General features: G+C 43.1%; 16 protein-coding genes and 1 CRISPR repeat array. Of the genes, 7 read left to right on the forward strand and 9 right to left on the reverse strand.

Annotated elements, in window-relative coordinates; genetic code table 11:
• The first annotated feature begins 374 nt into the window (after nucleotides 1-374).
• From WD077_07225 to cas2, 3 genes are read left to right on the forward strand one after another with little or no spacing between them, the layout of a single operon-like run.
• The gene (locus WD077_07225; GenBank protein ID MEX0967012.1) at nucleotides 375-851 is read left to right on the forward strand and encodes a nucleotidyl transferase AbiEii/AbiGii toxin family protein; all 477 of its coding nucleotides are present in this window, start codon (nucleotides 375-377) and stop codon (nucleotides 849-851) included.
• The gene (gene cas1 / locus WD077_07230; GenBank protein MEX0967013.1) at nucleotides 848-1756 is read left to right on the forward strand and encodes a type II CRISPR-associated endonuclease Cas1; all 909 of its coding nucleotides are present in this window, start codon (nucleotides 848-850) and stop codon (nucleotides 1754-1756) included. The genes WD077_07225 and cas1 overlap by 4 nt, the downstream gene beginning before the upstream one ends.
• Nucleotides 1746-2075: a CRISPR-associated endonuclease Cas2 gene (cas2, locus tag WD077_07235; protein MEX0967014.1), complete on the forward strand. Its 330-nt coding sequence runs from the start codon at nucleotides 1746-1748 to the stop codon at nucleotides 2073-2075. The genes cas1 and cas2 overlap by 11 nt, the downstream gene beginning before the upstream one ends.
• 140 nt (nucleotides 2076-2215) lie before the next feature.
• Nucleotides 2216-5881: direct repeats of the CRISPR family, unit length 36 nt; unit sequence AATATCAAATATCTCTCTTTTCAATCAATCCACAAC.
• Nucleotides 5882-5948: 67 nt separating this feature from the next.
• Here cas2 and WD077_07240 read toward each other — a convergent pair.
• From WD077_07240 to WD077_07255, 4 genes are all read right to left on the reverse strand, one after another.
• Complete coding sequence (locus tag WD077_07240; protein MEX0967015.1) at nucleotides 5949-6416, reverse strand: hemerythrin domain-containing protein; 468 nt, start codon at nucleotides 6414-6416, stop codon at nucleotides 5949-5951.
• 195 nt (nucleotides 6417-6611) lie between these two features.
• Nucleotides 6612-7358 carry an iron-sulfur cluster repair di-iron protein gene (ric, locus tag WD077_07245; GenBank protein ID MEX0967016.1) on the reverse strand — a complete coding sequence of 249 codons (747 nt, stop codon included), beginning with the start codon at nucleotides 7356-7358 and terminating at the stop codon, nucleotides 6612-6614.
• A 54-nt stretch (nucleotides 7359-7412) separates the two neighbouring features.
• A complete protein-coding gene (locus tag WD077_07250; protein ID MEX0967017.1) occupies nucleotides 7413-7844 on the reverse strand; it encodes an Rrf2 family transcriptional regulator in 432 nt (143 codons plus the stop codon).
• A gap of 37 nt (nucleotides 7845-7881) precedes the next feature.
• Nucleotides 7882-8052, reverse strand: a complete 171-nt coding sequence (locus WD077_07255) for a type II toxin-antitoxin system ParD family antitoxin (protein ID MEX0967018.1) — start codon at nucleotides 8050-8052, stop codon at nucleotides 7882-7884.
• Nucleotides 8053-8220: 168 nt separating this feature from the next.
• Between WD077_07255 and WD077_07260 the strand changes: the two genes are divergently transcribed.
• Nucleotides 8221-8442, forward strand: coding sequence for a DUF6364 family protein (locus WD077_07260; GenBank protein MEX0967019.1), 222 nt, complete (start codon nucleotides 8221-8223; stop codon nucleotides 8440-8442).
• A gap of 666 nt (nucleotides 8443-9108) precedes the next feature.
• Here the strand turns inward: WD077_07260 and WD077_07265 are convergent.
• The 4 genes from WD077_07265 to WD077_07280 all read right to left on the reverse strand — a co-directional run bounded on the left by WD077_07265 (nucleotide 9109) and on the right by WD077_07280 (nucleotide 15588).
• Nucleotides 9109-11997, reverse strand: coding sequence for a PKD domain-containing protein (locus WD077_07265; GenBank protein MEX0967020.1), 2889 nt, complete (start codon nucleotides 11995-11997; stop codon nucleotides 9109-9111).
• 359 nt (nucleotides 11998-12356) lie between these two features.
• Entirely contained in the window at nucleotides 12357-13643 is a 1287-nt protein-coding gene (locus tag WD077_07270) for a T9SS type A sorting domain-containing protein (protein MEX0967021.1), read from the reverse strand.
• A gap of 381 nt (nucleotides 13644-14024) precedes the next feature.
• Nucleotides 14025-14954, reverse strand: coding sequence for a tRNA (adenosine(37)-N6)-dimethylallyltransferase MiaA (gene miaA / locus WD077_07275; GenBank protein MEX0967022.1), 930 nt, complete (start codon nucleotides 14952-14954; stop codon nucleotides 14025-14027).
• Between the two features lie 31 nt (nucleotides 14955-14985).
• Nucleotides 14986-15588 carry a hypothetical protein gene (locus tag WD077_07280; protein ID MEX0967023.1) on the reverse strand — a complete coding sequence of 201 codons (603 nt, stop codon included), beginning with the start codon at nucleotides 15586-15588 and terminating at the stop codon, nucleotides 14986-14988.
• A 244-nt stretch (nucleotides 15589-15832) separates the two neighbouring features.
• On the opposite strand from WD077_07280, the gene WD077_07285 reads away from it, so the two are divergent.
• Together WD077_07285 and ppk1 are read left to right on the forward strand one after the other, a co-directional pair.
• Complete coding sequence (locus WD077_07285) at nucleotides 15833-16255, forward strand: hypothetical protein (GenBank protein MEX0967024.1); 423 nt, start codon at nucleotides 15833-15835, stop codon at nucleotides 16253-16255.
• Between the two features lie 97 nt (nucleotides 16256-16352).
• The gene (ppk1, locus tag WD077_07290; protein MEX0967025.1) at nucleotides 16353-18431 is read left to right on the forward strand and encodes a polyphosphate kinase 1; all 2079 of its coding nucleotides are present in this window, start codon (nucleotides 16353-16355) and stop codon (nucleotides 18429-18431) included.
• A 99-nt stretch (nucleotides 18432-18530) separates the two neighbouring features.
• On the opposite strand, the gene WD077_07295 is transcribed toward ppk1, so the two are convergent.
• Entirely contained in the window at nucleotides 18531-19634 is a 1104-nt protein-coding gene (locus WD077_07295; GenBank protein ID MEX0967026.1) for an adenylate/guanylate cyclase domain-containing protein, read from the reverse strand.
• A 148-nt stretch (nucleotides 19635-19782) separates the two neighbouring features.
• On the opposite strand from WD077_07295, the gene WD077_07300 reads away from it, so the two are divergent.
• Nucleotides 19783-20991, forward strand: a complete 1209-nt coding sequence (locus WD077_07300) for a Pycsar system effector family protein (GenBank protein MEX0967027.1) — start codon at nucleotides 19783-19785, stop codon at nucleotides 20989-20991.
• Nucleotides 20992-20994: the final 3 nt, after the last annotated feature.

The following is a 20994-nucleotide window of genomic DNA, read 5'->3' on the forward strand; positions in this document are numbered from 1 at the left end:
CGGGGGCGCCCCCGCCCAGGAAGCTGCCCGGACAGAGTTCCGATTACACACCCGATAGGTGGAAGGAAGTGAATCCAATTAAGATACACCTAACCCCCAATGGCAAAATTCAACGCTATCATGAAAAACAAAAAGTCATCCAACCCAAAGTCCGTTGAACCTTCTAGGGCAGAAGAACCGCTGACCAAAGGCTATCCTAACAAGATTACCTTCTTCAGTTCTTTCGAGGAAATGAATGAGTATGACTATAAAAGCTATGCGAGGTTCACTCCAGAGGAAGCACTCACTACGGTGACTGAGATGCGTACCAGAGCTTACCCCCACCTGAATACCTCGCAAAATGTTTGGGGTAGCCAAGTATATTTTGATTAGTCATGAATATTCTCTCCGATGCCCATAGAAAGCTGTTAGAAGATCTTTTGACCGGAAAGGTCACCTTCCTGCTTGTGGGCGGCTATGCAGTGAATTATCATGGCTATCCCCGCTATACAGCGGATTTAGATATTTGGCTAAAGCCTGACAATGCCAACAAGAAAAGTCTCTTATCGCTGCTTGAAGATTATGGTTTTGATGCAGAAAGTATAATGCGGGTCCAAGAGCTAAATTTTTCAGAAGCGCACTCATTTCATATTGGAAAAAATGAGGCACGAGTTGATTTTATGACCAAAGCTTCAGGGTTGCAGTTTCATGAAGCATTTCAGCATCATGTAATCCTAAAACTTGAAGATATAGAAGTGCCGGTTATTCACTTTCAGGATTTAATTGTGAATAAGCTAATGAGCGGCAGGCCGCAGGACAGAGCCGATGTAGATATGCTTCAGAATATTCATAAATATCGAAATAAGCCATGATCAAGCGAACCATCTACTTCAGCAATCCTGCCCGGTTATCCATCAAACTTGATCAACTGCTGGTGCAAAACAAGGAAACCGGTGAAGAGCGCCAGGTTCCGGTAGAAGATATTGGCTTCGTGATCCTGGATCATCCGCAGTTGACATACACCCATGCGGTGCTGCAGAAGCTGAGCGCCAATAACTGCTCGGTGATGGTATGTGATGACAAGCATTTGCCCGCTGCTCTGATCCATCCTTTCCAGGGCAACACAATTCAGAACCAAGTGTACCGCAACCAGCTCGAGGCTTCGATGCCACTGCAGAAGCAGCTTTGGCAGCAGACCATAAAGGCCAAGATCACCAATCAGGCACTGTTGCTGGAGCGCCTGGGTAAAGATGGCACTTCCCTGAAACGCTTTGCCACGCAGGTAAAAAGTGGCGACACCACCAATATGGAGGCGCGTGCTGCAAAGGTGTATTGGTATCGCTTGTTTGAATTAGATAGCTTCAGGCGGGAGCGGTTTGGCCCGGCTCCGAATGATCAACTGAATTATGGCTATGCGGTACTACGGGCGGCTGTGGCGCGGGCACTGGCCGGTTCAGGATTGCTGCCTGCGCTCGGCATTCATCATCATAATAAATACAATGCCTTCTGCCTGGCAGATGACATAATGGAACCTTACCGCCCGTTTGTGGACAACATCGTATATGGGCTTTGGGAAGCCGGTGATATTGACACGTACCTCTCGCAGGAAAACAAGATGCGATTGCTGGAGGTACTTACCTGTGACATTGCGATCAACAAGATGACCAGCCCGCTGATGGTGGGCCTTTCGCAAACCACTTCTTCGCTTGTACAATGCTTCACGGGGCAGCGAAAGACTGTGAAGTACCCGAAAATTCCATCAGCCTATGCGGCTTAATGCTTACCGGATCATGTGGCTGTTCGTATTCTTTGACCTGCCTACCGATACTAAGAAAGACCGGAAGAATTATGGCGTTTTCAGAAAAAAGCTCCTGAAGGATGGCTTTTCCATGATGCAGTTTTCGGTATATATCCGCCACTGTCCAAGCAGCGAAAATGCTGATGTACACCAGAAGCGTGTGCAGGCCAACCTACCGCCCAAGGGCCAGGTCAGCATTATTCGCATTACGGATAAACAGTACGGGCAGATCACCAACTTCTGGGGAAAAGAGCAGGAGCCGCTGGCCCCGGCAGCCCGGCAGTTGGAGCTTTTCTGACGGTAGTGGTTCGCATCCCTCTTCCTCCGCCCAATAGAAAAAATGAGGAACAGCGGCCAAGAAGGCTTATCTGTTCCTCATTTCTGTTCAATTACCACCTCCTATAACTCACTGAAACAGAACCGGCAACAGCGGGTGATAATATCAAATATCTCTCTTTTCAATCAATCCACAACCAACACAGCCTGATCAGCATCCACCACGTCAATATCAAATATCTCTCTTTTCAATCAATCCACAACAAGGAAAGTCTTTTAACTATCATGGGAGCTAATATCAAATATCTCTCTTTTCAATCAATCCACAACGCTGATCTTAATGATAAAGTGGCCTTGGTCAAATATCAAATATCTCTCTTTTCAATCAATCCACAACCCAAACTCCGGGATCTGCTGGAGAAAATTCAATATCAAATATCTCTCTTTTCAATCAATCCACAACGGCCCATCGTATCAAAGCATGTGTGGAATTAATATCAAATATCTCTCTTTTCAATCAATCCACAACAAGAAATCAACAGGAGATTATTAAAAAAGAAATATCAAATATCTCTCTTTTCAATCAATCCACAACAGCCATAGTTCTTTGCGTTCATGATCATCGAATATCAAATATCTCTCTTTTCAATCAATCCACAACGTTTTAGCCCACTTTCTGACCACCACAGGGAATATCAAATATCTCTCTTTTCAATCAATCCACAACATCAGGGTTTGCATGGAAATCCCAGGTGTGAATATCAAATATCTCTCTTTTCAATCAATCCACAACTCCAAAAGCTGGGAAGAATTTGAATCTAAAAATATCAAATATCTCTCTTTTCAATCAATCCACAACCGTGGCGCTATTCTCGAAATATTGCGCACAAATATCAAATATCTCTCTTTTCAATCAATCCACAACCCTAATAAAGTAGAGGGCTGCTTCTATCCAAATATCAAATATCTCTCTTTTCAATCAATCCACAACGGTTATGGACAGCGTGAAGGTGAATGCCCAATATCAAATATCTCTCTTTTCAATCAATCCACAACTCATCGGTGTATTCGCGGCATTGCTTCAGCAATATCAAATATCTCTCTTTTCAATCAATCCACAACAAGAGTACAAGGAGGCAATATATTGATGGAAATATCAAATATCTCTCTTTTCAATCAATCCACAACGCATAGCTGGCATGATGCGAATGATGATCTAATATCAAATATCTCTCTTTTCAATCAATCCACAACCGCCCTCTGCAATAACTATATGCTCTGACAAATATCAAATATCTCTCTTTTCAATCAATCCACAACGGTGACGGGCGTCAAAGAACTTGGCCGCGTAATATCAAATATCTCTCTTTTCAATCAATCCACAACGGCTCCGGCAAGGAGGAGGCTGCCGTGCGGAATATCAAATATCTCTCTTTTCAATCAATCCACAACTGGCTGCACGAAGGGTGAACGAGAACCCGGAATATCAAATATCTCTCTTTTCAATCAATCCACAACCAGATGCAACTGCCATGAAAAAGTACCTCGAATATCAAATATCTCTCTTTTCAATCAATCCACAACAATACACGCCCTATATTATAAAATACCAATAATATCAAATATCTCTCTTTTCAATCAATCCACAACACTCAACCGGCTCCATCGAATGGCTCTGGGAATATCAAATATCTCTCTTTTCAATCAATCCACAACTGCAAGTCAGCCTGGCTCCAACCGATATTGAATATCAAATATCTCTCTTTTCAATCAATCCACAACGGAGGGTCAGGCCATCCTGGACAAGATGAAAATATCAAATATCTCTCTTTTCAATCAATCCACAACCGGGACCTGATTGATGCTGAAATTGAACGGAATATCAAATATCTCTCTTTTCAATCAATCCACAACAGACAACCTGGCTGCCTATTTAGCAACGTAAATATCAAATATCTCTCTTTTCAATCAATCCACAACCAGAGGTTCAACTTCGACAACAGCGTGGTAAATATCAAATATCTCTCTTTTCAATCAATCCACAACCCGGTATATAGGATGTCGTTTCGGACTGTTAATATCAAATATCTCTCTTTTCAATCAATCCACAACCGAGACAGGGACAGGAGGGTATGGCTGCACAATATCAAATATCTCTCTTTTCAATCAATCCACAACCACGTGATCGCCCTGGGCATCACCATTTTGAATATCAAATATCTCTCTTTTCAATCAATCCACAACCATGACTAATTACCGGCCGGTGGCGGACGGAATATCAAATATCTCTCTTTTCAATCAATCCACAACAGGTAAGTTGCCGACATTGGTCGGAGCGTTAATATCAAATATCTCTCTTTTCAATCAATCCACAACGGTTCCGGTGCAGATACACTTTCCACAATAAATATCAAATATCTCTCTTTTCAATCAATCCACAACAGCATCGTTTATAAAGGCATGGATTTCAGAAATATCAAATATCTCTCTTTTCAATCAATCCACAACTGTTTTTAACATCTACCTTCCAGCGGATTTAATATCAAATATCTCTCTTTTCAATCAATCCACAACAGGAACCACCTGTTGACGAGGACGACCATTAATATCAAATATCTCTCTTTTCAATCAATCCACAACCGGATGCCGGGGGTGGTGAAATATGCGAGTAATATCAAATATCTCTCTTTTCAATCAATCCACAACCTGTGTACCTCGCTGTGAATGGGTTGAATAAATATCAAATATCTCTCTTTTCAATCAATCCACAACACGTTGCGATTTGGTCCCGAAGTGCTGTGGAATATCAAATATCTCTCTTTTCAATCAATCCACAACAGGCGCAGGTAAACCACCGCCAGATCGATGAATATCAAATATCTCTCTTTTCAATCAATCCACAACAAGCCGCCAAAGGCGCTCCTGGCTCAACCAATATCAAATATCTCTCTTTTCAATCAATCCACAACAACACCGCGTCACCGCCTGAAACATCGTATAATATCAAATATCTCTCTTTTCAATCAATCCACAACTTCGGACATGAAGGGAATTGCTGAAATACTAATATCAAATATCTCTCTTTTCAATCAATCCACAACTTTGATCCAGCTATTAACTGATGCGTCATCAATATCAAATATCTCTCTTTTCAATCAATCCACAACGCACCACCCCTGTCTTTGAAGTAGTGCCATAATATCAAATATCTCTCTTTTCAATCAATCCACAACACGGGAAGACCAGGATGTAGAATTTCTGGTAATATCAAATATCTCTCTTTTCAATCAATCCACAACTAAGTCTACGTATTCCATTAGCCTGATAATAATATCAAATATCTCTCTTTTCAATCAATCCACAACTAAGTCTACGTATTCCATTAGCCTGATAATAATATCAAATATCTCTCTTTTCAATCAATCCACAACGCATACACAGCATTCCAGAACGCAATAAAAAATATCAAATATCTCTCTTTTCAATCAATCCACAACTCTGATTCTTTAGCAGACGTCAGGAAAACTAATATCAAATATCTCTCTTTTCAATCAATCCACAACTTTCTTGGTGTCTCTGTGAACACCGTCACGAATATCAAATATCTCTCTTTTCAATCAATCCACAACCGCGCCCAGTTGCTTTGCTTCCTCCATTTTAATATCAAATATCTCTCTTTTCAATCAATCCACAACCATTATGTGTTATAAATGCCGATTTAGCACAATATCAAATATCTCTCTTTTCAATCAATCCACAACGGAACATGCTGAAGGAAATGACTGCGGATGAAATATCAAATATCTCTCTTTTCAATCAATCCACAATTATAGTCTGGTGGTGCTAAAACCGGCCTTAATAAAGTCAATATTTCAAACCCTATTTCCATTGCCGATTAATTTTGTTTCCAGAAATGATCTGGCCAATCCTTGTCTGGATCATGCGTTTCGTGGGACAGAACGTTCATCAGATATTTTAATTGCTCAGTGGTGGCTTCTAGTTGTATTATATTGAAAAGCTGCCGCTCCTCAAACCGGATGTGTTGCTCCAGCTCGTTTTCAATAATGGGAATGGTGCGCCCGGGGTCGTCCACGGTGGTGAAGAGCGTCTCAAGGCTCCGATGCTGGCTCAGGGCTGTTTTCACCAGTGGATGGTCGTTGCCTAATACCGGAAAAACATGCTCTTCTTCTTCCCGGAAATGCGCCCTTAAATGGTTCTCGAAAAAGAAATCCAGATACTTTTTGATGTCCTTAAATGAAGTGCCGTTCTTAATACCCTGTCTTATTTTAAAGCAAAGCAATAAACCGTGGTGGTGATCACGGCTCAGGGTTTTCAATGCTTCATGTCGTTTGATTGGTGCCATTTTTTAAAATTTCAAATAATTAAAATTTCTAGTAATAGAAGAACCAGAATCAACAAATTTAAACTCCCTATAACTCCGGGGCTTGTGATCCAGCTATCAACGTTCCGGACATCGCTCAACAGCGGCAGCAGCAGGATTACTGCCACCGTTATAGCTTTTCTCATCTTCCTTAATTCTTATGACGGAAATCGTCCTTCAACTCGCGGTTTCTGATTCAGCTTCCTGCAATTGTTTTTCTCTGGCTATGGTCTGTGGAAACAAGATGTTGTTCTCTAGATGGATATGCAGGTGCAGATCATCCTCAAATTCTTTGAGCAATGCGAAGGTTACGCTATACGTATTGCAGGCATCTTCCGGAGGGTTATAATCATTGCTGAGTTCCGCGATTTGGCGAAAACGTTCGCCTTCAGTGTCATGCTCGTGCATTATCATCTGAATGGGGTTTTTCACGCTGCCGAAATGAGGCTGCTCCATTCCGGGATTTGGTTTTCCGGAATTTACCATCTTGCGAATATAAGGGAACAGGATCAGCTCTTCTTTTTTCATGTGTTGCGCCAGTTCTCCGGCTGAGATAGTGAAGAGTTCGTTGATCTTAAAGAGTTCAGGATGGCGTTCGCCATGAACGCGGCAAAGTTTGTCAAGAAAAGGCTTGATCTCCTGCGTACGCTGCTCCACACACCGGTGGTGCTTCTTCTCAATGTAGTCGGCCAGCAGGTCCAGCGGCCAGCTTTGAAAATCGGTAACGGATGCATCCGGCTTCTGCATTGCTTCCTGCAGTTCGGTTACCAGCATGGTAATGTCCACACCTTTGCGCTCGCAGGCTTCGCTGATCGTACGCCCACCCTGGCAACAAAAGTCAATTTTGTATTTCTTAAATACTGTGGCGGTTCTGTAATTTTCAGCCACCAGCTCGCCAATCGGTTTATTTTCCATTGCTTTCATAATTTTTAGTATTTTTTTATCGGACAATTTTATCCTGATTAGTTCCAAAAAAAATCACACTTTTAAATAACTCATGCCTTCCTTCAAGCCTTTCGACAGCTCCTCCAAGTTGGTATTGTACATCATTTCAGCGAGCTGTTCGCGCACCTTGCTAAACTTGAAGTGGACCGGGCAAGGTTTAAGGGAATTACACTGCTCCAGGCCCAGCCCACATTTCGTAAAGACGCCATTTCCATCAATTGCGATCACGATATGGGCGAGGTTGATTTCCCGGGCAGGAGCAGAAAGCTGAAATCCTCCGGAAGCCCCTTTGCTCGAAAGCAACAGCCCCTCCCTGCTGAGGATCTGAAGAATCTTGGCCGTAAATGCCACCGGAGAGTTGATCTTCCCCGCAATTTCCTTCAGGCTCACCCACTGGTTTCCTTTAAGGTCCTGCGCAATGATGATCATTGCTTTTATGCCGTACTCGCACGCTTTTGAGAACATGTTTAATAATTTTCCACTGCAAAGATAAGAATAATATCTAATTAGGACATATTTGTCCGATATGAATGGGTTTTGATTGACACATTCTGGCTAAAATATGGTGCAGCCGCAGCGCCTCACGAATCAGTTCGCTCGCATTTTGGTAGGTCCCCTCTTCAAGCTGCCGGGCAATGTATTTTTTCTGCTTATCAGTAAGACTTACATTCATAATAAATTAATATTGATGTCTAAATTTAACAAACATGGACAAAAATTTACGCGAGGTTACGAATGAAAAATGGGCAAGGGATGATATTGTATTCGTATGATCCCGTGTGAAGTTTCATTCAATATTCCGTCTGTTTATTGCTATGTTTTCCACATAAAATGTGTACACATGAAAAATGTAACGCTAAGTATGCCTGTAGATTTACTGAGAAAAAGCCGGGAATATGCACGCAGGCACGGAACCACCCTGAACCAGATGATACGCGATTTGCTGAAGCGTCAGGTTGAAAAAGAGGAATCATCAGTGGCTGATGCCATTATCGAACATGCACAAAAAACCGCTGTAATAGCGAACTATAAATGGAATCGTGAAAATGCGTATGAAAAATAAAGTATTCATAGATTCCAATGTGTTTATTTATTTGTTTGTTTGTTTGATAAAAGTGATACTCAAAAGCAGGTTAAAAGCGCAAGCCTGCTAAAAAGACTGGAGCAGGAGAATACCATTACTATTTCTACTCAAGTGGTGAAAGAGGTGAGTGCGATTCTTTTAAAAAAATTCAATTACCCGGTTCAGTACCTTAAGATATTCCTGACATACCTTGACAGTTTCGAAATTGTTGAAACACCCTTTCATTGGTTCAAATTGCCCTGGATATTATGCTTACCCAGCAGCTTTCAATTTGGGATGCATTAATTGTGGCTGCGGCAAACAGGGCCAACTGCTCTGTATTAATCACCAAGGATTTAAATCCCGGTCAGCAAATTCTTGGAATGAAGGTGCAGAACCAATTTTCTTGACTGTTATGCTTATGACATGTTTACTGGTTGCTAAAACTTTCCCATGAATTTCCGCACATATTTATCCGGTATCCTTTTCCTTCCGGTAACGCCAATAGTGTTCAATCAGGTCTAACCAAAAATATCCGAAGTAATAAAGATTAATCTTATGAAAACAGTTCAAATTAATAACCATACATTTTCTTATATAGAGAGACATCAAACCACAACTAGATGGTAGTTCGTTGCCACAATACGCCCAATATCGTCAGTGGTTTTATCGGATGACGGTAACCGTACCGGTATACCGGTAGCTTTTACCTTCAATGTCTTTAATCCTTAAAACGTACAAAAAGGAATTCTCCGGGCATGGATGTCCTTTGAAATTGCCGTTCCATCCCATTTCTTGATCGTTTGATTCAAAGAGCTTTTCGCCCCACCGGTTATATACCTGGAAGAGGTACTCAGCCGCCCCAAACACGGAAGGCCTGAACACTTCATTCTGATGAGGCCCCAATCCATTTGGAGAGAAAATATTTGGAATATATACCAGTAGCTCCGGGTAAATGTAAATTTCCTGATACGCGGTATCCTCACAGCCGTTGCTATTTATTACCACAAGTTGAATACGGAATTGACCTGTGTCACGATAACTGTATTGCGGCTCAAATTCCTTTGATCTTCCACCATCACCGGTCAGGTAGTCACCAAAATTCCATTCAAATTCGGGATCAATAGTTTGGGTTGAATTATTAATGAAATTGATTTGTGGATAAACGATGGATGTCCTTTCAGGATCGGCATCAAATGCTGCCACGGGCGGCACGCTAATTCGAAAAGGTTCATCATGAATATATTCAGCCGTACAATTATGATCGGAAGTAACCTTTAATCTCAAGGTATATAAGCCAGGTACTTCATATATTACTGCAGGATTGGTTTCAGTAGAAAACTGTCCGTCACCAAAATCCCATTCATAACTGCTGATGCTCCCTCGGCTTATGAACGTCTCATTAATAAACTGAAGTTTGCGCGGCACCGAACAACTCACATCTCCATCGTATGCAATGGAAATTTCAGGAATAGGATGAATGTCTATAATAAGCTCTTCTGATATCATTGGACAACCTGAACGCCCTTCACTATTAGCCCTGAGCTTTACAGAACCGGTATCAATATCTGCCGGGCTGGGTTCATAAGTGCCGGTAAAATTGTCTATAAAAGCAAATGTGCCGCTGCCGGAACTTTCCCAATGTAATGAATCCAGGTGGCTTACTTCTGCACTGAAATTTATTTTGTTGTCTGCACATATTTCTTTTGGGGCATCCAATTTAATCGTACCCACGGGCCTTACCCTGATATCAATTGTATTGGCAGCAGAACAGTTCTGATCGGAAACTACCTCTAAGTTGACAGAATATATATCAGGATCTTCATAAATGATTTGAGGATGGGCCGCTGTGGATTGCTGTCCATCACCAAAATCCCATGCGTAACTACTAATGCTCCCACGGCTGATTTTCCCCTCGCTTCTGAACTGAACTTTAAGTGGCAAAGAACAAATCTCCTCGCCATCGGAGGTAAAAGTAATTTCGGGAATTGGATGAATGTTAATGATAGTCTCATCCGATCTTTCAAGACAAATTGAACTATCTGCACTGTAAGCCCGGAGTGCTACAAAGCCTGTATCAATCTCTGCCTGGCTGGGTTCATAAGTGCCGGTAAAACTATCTACAAACGTAAATGTGCCATTGCCTGAACTTTCCCACTGTATGGCAGAAAAATGAGTTGCATCTGTCTGGAAATTTATATTGCTCCCGGCACAGATATCGTTGGGGGCCTGTATTGCAAGTGCAGGTTTTACTGATACTGAGAATGCACTGGCTGTGGTTGCCACCAGCGGACACGCATTATCTTTCAGATTTACTGTAAAATAATATGAAGCTTGTCTTACGTGGTTCTCATTTGGTGTCCAGCAAAATTTTCCTTCCGGCCTTTTTGCCGTGGTGCTAGTAAATATTCCTCCCGGTATTCCATTGTTCCAACTCATCGTTAAGGAATCATCCACATCTTCATCTTCGCTATAAATATCAAAACATATTTGCTGACCGGGGCATGTGGCAACGGAATACTGAGATGTGCCGTTGATGCCGCTGAGGACGGGAATGTCATTTGCCGGGCATTGCATAATGATCAATTGGAAATCGCGCCTAATTTCACCTATCTTTAGTCCGTTGCGAAACTCCTCTACTTTGATCGCCATTACGGTTACCTGTGATTGTGTTGGTTTAAATTTTAAATCACCATTCATGGAATCAAGATGAAAACCCAGACATGTAGTTTGGTTAAAAGTATGATCTGCGATAGGAAATCCATCGAAATAAAGGGGCCGGGTAAATGAAAATGGAGGCAGGTAACTGCCGGAAATGGTACTATTACTCAAGGGGGGCGTAAAGCTATATACGAGCGAATCATCCTCCACATCCGTAACGCCCTGATTGTAAATGATGCATTGGTTTATGCAGGCCATCCCAATCGGCATATTGGTAAAAACCGGTGAATTGTTACAGGGCGCGTTGCATATATCCAACATAGCGCTGATAAAGAAGTATTGGTTGGCCATTCCCGTAGTAATTATGCCATTTCTGGCATTCATCCGCCAGCTAATTTCAAATTGGCAACAATCCACATCGCTAAAATCCACAATAGTTGTGAGAAGAATCTTCTGAATACCATAAGGAAAATTACAAGGCCTGGTGCACCGGGTGCAAATCCCGGCACAGACAGGGGTAATATCCACTGGTGACGCCATGATAGCCACCACGCTCCGATTAAAATCACAATTGATCCCGTTAATATTTATCCTTGACCCATGGATTAATTCCTGTCCATTGCAGTCGCGATATATGGCAATGGTGATCCGGTAGGTGCTGTCGCCTAAGCACTGCCACTGAATGTCGGATGCCATCAGGTGAGAAGCTTTGGCCTGGTACGCGGATATTAACATGAGGATCAGGATATAAAACAATATTAGATAGAGCTTCTTCCCCTTTGATTTATAAATTTGGTTAAAGCTCTTCATGGCTCTGGCTTCTTCTCTTATTGATATACAAGAGACGAGGAGAAAGACGAAAAGGTTTCCTGATGCCAGGTCTTGCTGGTTCAAAAATTTAATGTCCGGTCTAAATCTTTGAAAAACAACAGTATGTGTTTTATAAAATTTGTTTCACTTTAAACATGATGGAGAGATAAACAGCACATTTTCAGGTGCTCTCATTCCCAACATACAGCCAAATCAATATCTACCACTTCCATGTTGAAATAAAAGATTATCTATCTTATAATTACCGGTTAGATGAGGTATTTTCTCCATTGGCCTAAGGTGGGTTTACTTTCTATTTTCATTTTCAAATCTTTTTGTGTAAACCAATTTTAAGGGCGAGATAAAGAGGCCGTTACAGGGTCCACCCCGTTAGCTTAATAAACTAATAAAGTTCTTCATGTGGATAATAATTTCTCCTGATTTTAAAAATCTATCTTAGTAAATTTCCTAGCTATGGATTTATTTATACGGATCAGGTATATTCCAGCCGGGAGCTGTCTGATATCCAATTGATAGACGCTATTTTCTTTTTGTAACCCGAAATCAAATCGAATTCCTTCAAGAGAATAGATTTGCACCTCTTCTATGTCAATGTCAGTTAAGCTGATTTTCAGAATATTTTCAGCAGGATTAGGCCATAGTTTAAGGTTGTGAGCAGTTGCCGGGTTATCTATTCCCGTGTTCAGGCATTCATTTCCGTTTCCTCTGATGACATATCCATTTGTACCAACGGCCATTCCTTTACTCTCATAAAAGTCCATTTTATGTATCCATTCTCCTCCGGAACCTGAAGGAAGAAGATAATTCATAAAAGAGGCTCCGGTATCTACAGAATAAACTACTTCATTTCCATCTTCACCCGCCCCACGAATATCTTCAGGGCAGATGACATACGCAGTATTGTAAAAATCCATGTCGGGATTTGACAAAGCCGACCACGTTTGCCCCGAATCCGCAGAGGTGATAAGATTAGAAGCACCTCCGGCACAGATTCCCACAGCACCATTGAAATGAATATCATTTAAACCAAAAAAGGGTGAAGAATATACTGACATCCAGGTATGGCCTGAATCATTTGTGCGATATATTTCTCCATTGTCATTACAGACCAGGCCAACCTCAGGAGTTATAAAATGAACTGCATTTACAGCAGATAAAGTGTCGGCTAATTTGACAAAGGCCCAAGTATCACCCCGGTTATCAGATAAGCCAACAATTCCATCGTCCGCAGCTATGTAGGCAAAAGGTAAATCCGGCCAGGGTGTATGAACATCATGGATTGTTCTGAATTCCGCAAAGCCACCAATAATTGGATTGAGAGGTCCCCAGTTAGATCCATGATCAGTAGTTCTCCAGATTTGTGCTTTTTTTCCTACAAACGAAGAGGTAATATAGGGGTCATTCCCTACACATAGCCCCATATCATCCTTCCAAAAATCCAGGGCATGCATGTTTGTATTGGCATTAGAATCAATAACCACAAAAACCCTGTTCCAGGTATCCCCGTTATCTGCCGTTCGCCATATCACCCCATGAGAACCAAATTCCCCGCTCAAAGTGCCGCAGGTATAAGCATAGTCTGATTGCACTTTAACTCCGAATAAAGCGATTGCCGAATCTACCTTTGAGGCTAGTTCCCAGGAGTGAGTTTGTGCTGTGACAATAACACTCATTAAAATCATTGCGGCTATAGTTAGAGCTTTTTTCATGACTTTTTTGCTTTAATTGATTTAGCGAAAAATTCTGGTATTAGCCCCTGCTGGGCGCACCCTGTGACGGGATGGCCGTTTTTGATGACCGAAATGAATGCCACAACCTGTAACCGGCAGGGAATCATACGTATTACAATGCAAGTTAAAACTTTTTTGATTATTATCAGGTCACATCGCTTGTGTTTCTTGCCTGATGAAATTTATATCTTTAGCCTCAATGCAGTTGGCATGGACATTTTTACAATTAGTATAAAAAAACCCGCCTTTCAACATCCTGATAATATTGTATTTCAGATAAAACCTCGTTGAAAGTTAATCCGTTTTTATTCCGAAAGGCTAATTGCAAAATGCCAATGGCCAACAGCTAAAGGCGAACGGCTAACAGCCAACAGTCTTCCCCCATGCCTCCGGGCCGAACCAACGCATAGTCTTGTCTTTTCGGAACCAGGTCAATTGCCGCTTGGCGTAGTTGCGGGTGTGCTGCTTGAATTTCAGCACGGCTTCATCAAAACTGTATTTGCTATCAAAATAATCGAAGAATTCTTTGTATCCGACCGTCTGAAGCGCCTGATGCTGCCGGAATGGAAGGAGTGCCTCAACTTCTTTCAGCAGGCCGGCCTCCAGCATGGCATCACACCTTTGGTTAATGCGCGCATACAGCGCCTCCCGGGGCCATTCGATTGCGAGTTTGATGGGCGTGAAAGGCCGTTCCAGCGGCTCCTTCCCTAAGAAGGCGGAATAAGGCCGGCCCGTTCCCAGTGATACCTCCAGCGCCCGGAGTACCCGCTGCGGATTTTGTATCTCTATCTGCCGGTAGCCCGCTGGATCTGCCTCCATGAGTTCTTGCTGCAGCGCCTCCAGCCCGTTTTGCAGGAGTCGCTGCTGCAATTGCTGGCGGATTTCCGGACTTACAGCGGGAATGGAATCAAACCCTTGCAGCAATGCCTGAATATAAAGACCGGAGCCTCCACACAATACGGCAAAGTCATTTTCCTGGTAAAGCGACTCTAACACGTTCAGCGCATCCCGGGCATAGGCCGCGGCAGAATAATCTTCTGCAATGGATTTGTTGCCGATCAAGTAATGGGGAACTGCGCTGAGTTCACGCGCAGTAGGCGGAGCGGTTCCAATTTTCATTTCGCGGTACACCTGCCGTGCATCAGCCGAAAGCACAGATGTCTGGTATTGGCGCGCTATTTCTACGGCCAGCCCGGTTTTTCCTGAAGCGGTGGGGCCGCAAACCGCTATGAGATATTTTGTGGGGCGATGACTGATAAGATGTCGTAATAGTACAGTGGAGCGCTGCAAGCCTGTGTGTTCGCAGCAATATTACCGGAAGCTAGTATTTGTCGAGGTCATCATAATAGGTGTCTTCGTCCAGTTCATCAAATCCGGGATTATCAGGATCGTCAAAATCGTTCTCCAGTTCTTCTTCTTCGTCAAAGAGGAACTGCTTGCGGTTCTTGCGGCTCAGCGCGTTCATGAGGCTGGCTTCGTCCTCACTAACGTGGGTCAGGTCTGTCTCAACCGGATACTGTTCCGGAACGGCTCCCTCTGATTCTACTACCATTGGATAATTCAGTCCCTCCTGTTCAGGTAGTGTTTCAAGCACCTGAAGGCGAAATGTCCACATATTCACGAAGTCGTATACATAAATAAAGCGGTTGAAGTTTTCGCCTACAATATGATCCAGTTCTGTTGATCTCATGACCAGCAGTTCGTTTTCCTCATCTGTATCGCCCATCTCCAGAAGCGTGATCTCTGTACCTTGCTCCCAATCCTCATCCGATATGTAAAATGACGCCAATTGTCCTTCATCAAAATTCACTGCATTCAGGATCGCCTGGTGCAGTTGCTCAAAATTCTGACTGCCCCGGATGTCAATTTTCCGGTACACGCTTTCATTATCGGCCAGCCAAATTTTTATCCTGTAAATTGACATTTCTCCTGTTTTTGATTCTCATTAAAATAATAATCAAGCATTTGATTACTGCGATGCAAAGATCGGAATATGAGAATTTTTTCCTTCATAATTTTGCATTTTAAAGAGGACAAAAGATGAGGGCTATTCCGTGAAACAACGCATTAGCGCTATTTTTGACCGTTAAAAAAAAGGATCATTGTTCTCTCAATAATTCCGGCCTGTTTTAAAGTGAATATTCATTTTTTTGAAAAATTTAATGACAATGAAACTACAATATCTTCTGTTGATCATGGCACTCCTGATCTTGTATAGCGGCTGTAAAAAGGACACGGGCCCTGACGAGCGGGATGCTTTTACTGGCCGGTACGAAGTAGATGAATATTGCGATAAAGATTCTGCATTTTATCATATTGAGATCGTAAAAACAGGCTCCGGAAACAAGGTGGAGATAAGAGGTGATGGCCTGTACGAGACAGGGTTTGTCCTGGAGGCCCTGATTACGGGGCGTAAACTCACCATCCCCATCCAGCAGGTAGAGATCTCCGCTGTGCCTCATATCTACTTTGAGTTCAGCGGTTCCGGATCGCTGAGCGACAACTATCTCCGGATTGACTACCAGGTATTTACCCTGGATGAAGGGCTTATTACGAGCGAAGACAGTTGTACTGCTTTTTGCTATATGTAGAGAATTCACCCGCCTTCATATCCTGATCCGGTTAAACAGTTAGCCCTAAAATTCTTTTTCAGAGAATATACATCTAAACCCGATAAACCGGCTTCTTTTGGAAGATCTGATGATCAGCAATGAAACCTACTATAATCGCGAGCTAAGCTGGCTTTCCTTCAACCATCGTGTGCTTCAGGAAGCCAAAGATCCTACAGTGCCGCTGTTTGAGCGCATTAAATTTCTCGCAATTTATTCCTCCAATCTTGATGAATTTTACCGGGTACGGGTAGCCTCCCTCCGCGCTTTCATGGAGCTGAAAACAAAAACGATAAAAAAACTTCCGGACGAGCCTACCCATCTTTTGGAGGAAATTCATAGGCGCGTATATGAGCAACAGGTGGAGTTCGGCCACGTATTTTCCCAAACCATCCTTCCTGAACTCAGGGAGAACGCTATAATTCTGGTGGATGAAAATTCGGTACCCAAGAACCTCGAATCACAAATGCGCGCCTATTTTACCAGTCAGGTTCAGCCCTACCTGCGGCCCGTCATTGTGGAAAATCCGCAGCAGCCTCCCTTTCTTCAAAACAAAGGAAACTACCTCGCCTGCCAGTTGAAGATGGCCTCAGCCGGATCGCCATACGGATCTTACAGCATTGCTCTTATCCGCATTCCTTCTCCCGGCATTCAGCGGTTCCGGGCGTTTGCACTGGATGGAAAAAATTACGTCATTTTTCTGGATGACCTGATCCGGCTTTACATCCGCAGAATTTTCCCGGAAATAGAGGTCCGCGATATTTATGCGATCAAGGTATCACGTGATGCCGAACTTTATATTGATGATGAATACTCTGGTAACCTGGCCGATAAGATCCGCAAAAGCCTATCGAAGCGCATTACCGGAATGCCCATTCGTTTTCTCTACGACCAGGAAATGCCGGAGGATTTTCTGGAAACACTCCGCAGAATTTTTACGGTAGCGCAGGAAGATATGGCTCCGGGAGGCCGCTATCACAATCTTGACGAACTGATGTCCTTTCCCAACTTTGGCCGGACGGATTTGATGTATGAAAAAATGCCGGCACTGGCCCATCCCCGGCTTCAGGAATATGATACGCTGATGGCCGAAATTGACAAGGGAGACCTGATGCTGCACTTCCCTTACCAGTCGTTCGATTACGTGCGGCAGTTGATCGAAGAGGCTGCCGATGATCCTGACGTTAAAGAGATCAGGATCAGTTTGTATCGGATAGCTGAGCAATCCAGGGTGGTGAAGGCCATGCTTTATGCTGCTGAAAAAGGAAAGAAGGTAGTGGCTCAGGTGGAATTGAAAGCCCGCTTTGATGAAGCCACCAACCTCTACTGGGCGGGCGAAATGGAGAAAGGTGGGATAAAGATCATTTACAGCCTGCCAGAGCTGAAGATACATGCCAAACTGCTGCTGATAAGCAAACGAATTGATGGGAAAACCAGAAACTACGCTTATCTGGGCACAGGCAATTTTAATGAGGAAAATGCACGTATATACTGTGATCATGCCCTCCTCACTTCTGATCCGCGACTGGCGGATGAAGTGGGCAGCATTTTCCAGTTTCTGCAAAAGCCGCAAACCCCACCGAAGCATCGGCATTTGCTCGTAGCTCCTTTCAACCTGCGCAGTAAAATCGAGGAGTATCTGGATTTTGAAATAAACGAAGCAAAACAGGGACGGGAAGCCTGGGCGATCCTGAAAATGAACAGCCTTGAAGATTCATCTATGATCGCGAAACTTTACGAAGCCGGGCGGGCCGGTGTCAAGATCCGTATGATCGTTCGTGGAATTTGCTGCCTCGAACCGGGCATAAAAGGGCTGAGTGAAAATATTGAGATCATCAGCATTGTGGATAAAATGCTGGAACATGCGCGGGTCTTCGTATTCTGCCATCACGGAAAACGCATTATGTATGCAGGATCTGCTGACCTGATGAAACGCAATCTCAGCCACCGGGTGGAGGTGATGTTCCCCATTTACGATCCTCAGGTCTGGCAGGAGGTATGGGACATTCTCCAGTTGCAATTACGGGACAACACCAAAGCCCGGATAATAAACAGAATTCAGGATAATCCTTATAAAAATGGCGGCAAGAAAAAGCACCGTGCCCAGGTGGAAACCTATCTGATGCTAAAGGAAAAGCTGAAGGATATTGCTGAATAGTGAACAGTGAGTAGTGAGTAGTGAGCAGTGAATTAGTGAAGAGTGAGCAGTGAATATTGAACTCGGAACTCGGAACACTGAACTCTGAACACTGAAACACTAACCCACCTTTTCTTCAACGGCATATACTTTTACCGTTTTGTTTTTTCCTTTTAAATCAATATCACCGATCAATTCCATTGTGTAGGGAATATGGTCTGGCAGCTTTGATTTTACATTTTCAGAAATAAGCAGCTTTTTATGGAACACGTTGCACTGTCCTTCCAGTCGGGCTGCCGTATTCAGCACGTCTCCATGATAGGCGATCTCCGACTTTATCTCCCCTACCTCAACTATGGTAACAAATCCGGCATCCATCCCTGCCTTAAAAACCGGTACAAAACCATACTTACTCCTGTAATAACCTGCATTTAGCTGTAGTACTTTTTCAAAGGCAAAAAAAGCGCTGAATGGTTGAACATCAATCTGTCCTTTTTTCACCCGCCATGTCAGTACTACCTCATCCCCTACGTATTGATAGACCTCAGCATGGCATTTCCTCACCACCCTGGCCAGGTGATAAAAGCAATCCTGTATGAGCATACTGAACCTGAGATGGCCTAGATCCTCAGCATACGTGGTGGATGATTTCAGGTCTATAAACAGGAATACACTCTCTTCGGTAATCGGCTGATAATATTTTCCGGTGAGCATATTCCATATCACCCTGATGCCGAGCTTTCGGGATACCTCCCGGGTGAAACTGATAATAAAGCTGAAAAAGCTGCAATACACCAGGATAGCGATGAATGACCGGCTCAGAAAAAAGTCAGCAGCCAACGGAATGAGATGGCCCAGGGCGTTCTGTTTCACCAATACCTGGGAAATCATAAAGAGCAGCAGGACAACAAAAACAATGGTGACAATGAGAAAAAGTGCTTTCAACAGAATAATGTAGAAGAGGGGCTTCTTGCGCATCGAAGGGTCGAATATCCGGTTATCAGCCAAGCCCGTAATCAGACCAAGCAGGAATCCTCCCAGCGTGAGTTGCAGGTGCAGAAGCACCACACTATAGCTGTAAGTATCAGCAAGAATGGGTGAATATTCAGAGAATCCATACCATTTAAAAAAGGCATAAAGATTCCCTGCCAGAACCCATGCTGACACAAAAAACAAGATGTTTAGAAAGCTGTCGCGGTTATTAATAAAATATTTTCTCGGCATAGATTAAATCGCTCTTTAACATCTCATGGCTTCAGAAGTTGTGGTTTTACTTTCCTCTGCTCCTGTTAAACATTTGGTTTTAAAACTGGTAATTTATAACGGATATGCCTTACGTATTCAACAAAAAAATAATCATACAATTATAATAGTGAAGAAACACCCTGAAAGTGTGAACAGAACAGCCAATACAACCACCGAGGCAGAAGAGAAGGATATTGTAAACGAAGCCAAAGATTTCGTAACCAGATTATTGACGGAGGAACTTTCTTCTCATCACGTATACCACAACTATACGCATACCCGCGAAACTGTGGAAGCCTGTGAAGAAATAGCTTCGGCTACGGACCTGCCGGAACAGGAAAAGGAGGACCTTCTTATTGCGGCCTGGTTTCATGACACCGGATATACGCAGGTTTACACCGGCCATGAAGCGGAAAGCGTAAAATTTGCCGAACGGTTTCTGAAAGAGCAGAGCTACCCGGAGGAGCGCATTGACCGGGTGCGTAAAATAATCCTCAGTACGCAGCAGGATCAAAAGCCGGAAGACCTTGCCGAAAAAATAATTCACGATGCTGACAATCTTCACATCGGAAAGAAACGCTTCTTCAGGCGCGGAGAATTGCTCAGAACCGAATTTGAGCACTTTTTGGATCTTCATTATTCAAACAAAGAATGGGAAAAAATCCAGTTCAATTTTTTGCAAAAAACTGATTTTTATACGCTTTACGCAAAAAATGAATATGGCGGCCGCAGAGCCAAAAACCTTGCGAAACAGCGTAAAGCCAAAACCCAACGTACCAAACTTGGCCGCGGAATAGAAACCATGTACCGCACGGCTTATGACAATCACATCAGCCTGAGCTCAATCGCTGATGCCAAAGCCAATATGATGATCAGTATCAATACCATCATCATGTCCATCATCGTAACGCTGATGAGCACGGGTTTCACCTTTTTCTCTGATACTTCGCTGGAACATGTCCGGTACACTTTACCCATCCTGGCTTTGCTTGTGGGATCCACCATTTCCCTGGTATTCGCCATTCTCTCTGCCCGGCCCAACGTTACGCACGTTAATGTGGATAAGGAAAAACTTTATAGCCGGCAGTCCAGCATTCTGTTTTTTGGCAACTTCGTTTCACTGCTTCGCGAAGAGTTTGTGAAACGCCTGAGCACCTTCAGAAAAAATGAAAATATGCTTTATGATAATATGTCGGTTGATCTCTATTTTCTAGGATTAGTGCTACATAAAAAGTACAGGCTGGTTCGTATTTCCTATAATATTTTTATGGGCAGCCTTATCATTTGTGTTTCGCTTTTTATTGCAATTTTTCTTTATTCCGAATTTAGCAATTAAGCG

Source organism: Bacteroidia bacterium, assembly GCA_040880525.1.
Classification (GTDB): Bacteria; Bacteroidota; Bacteroidia; order CAILMK01; family JBBDIG01; genus JBBDIG01.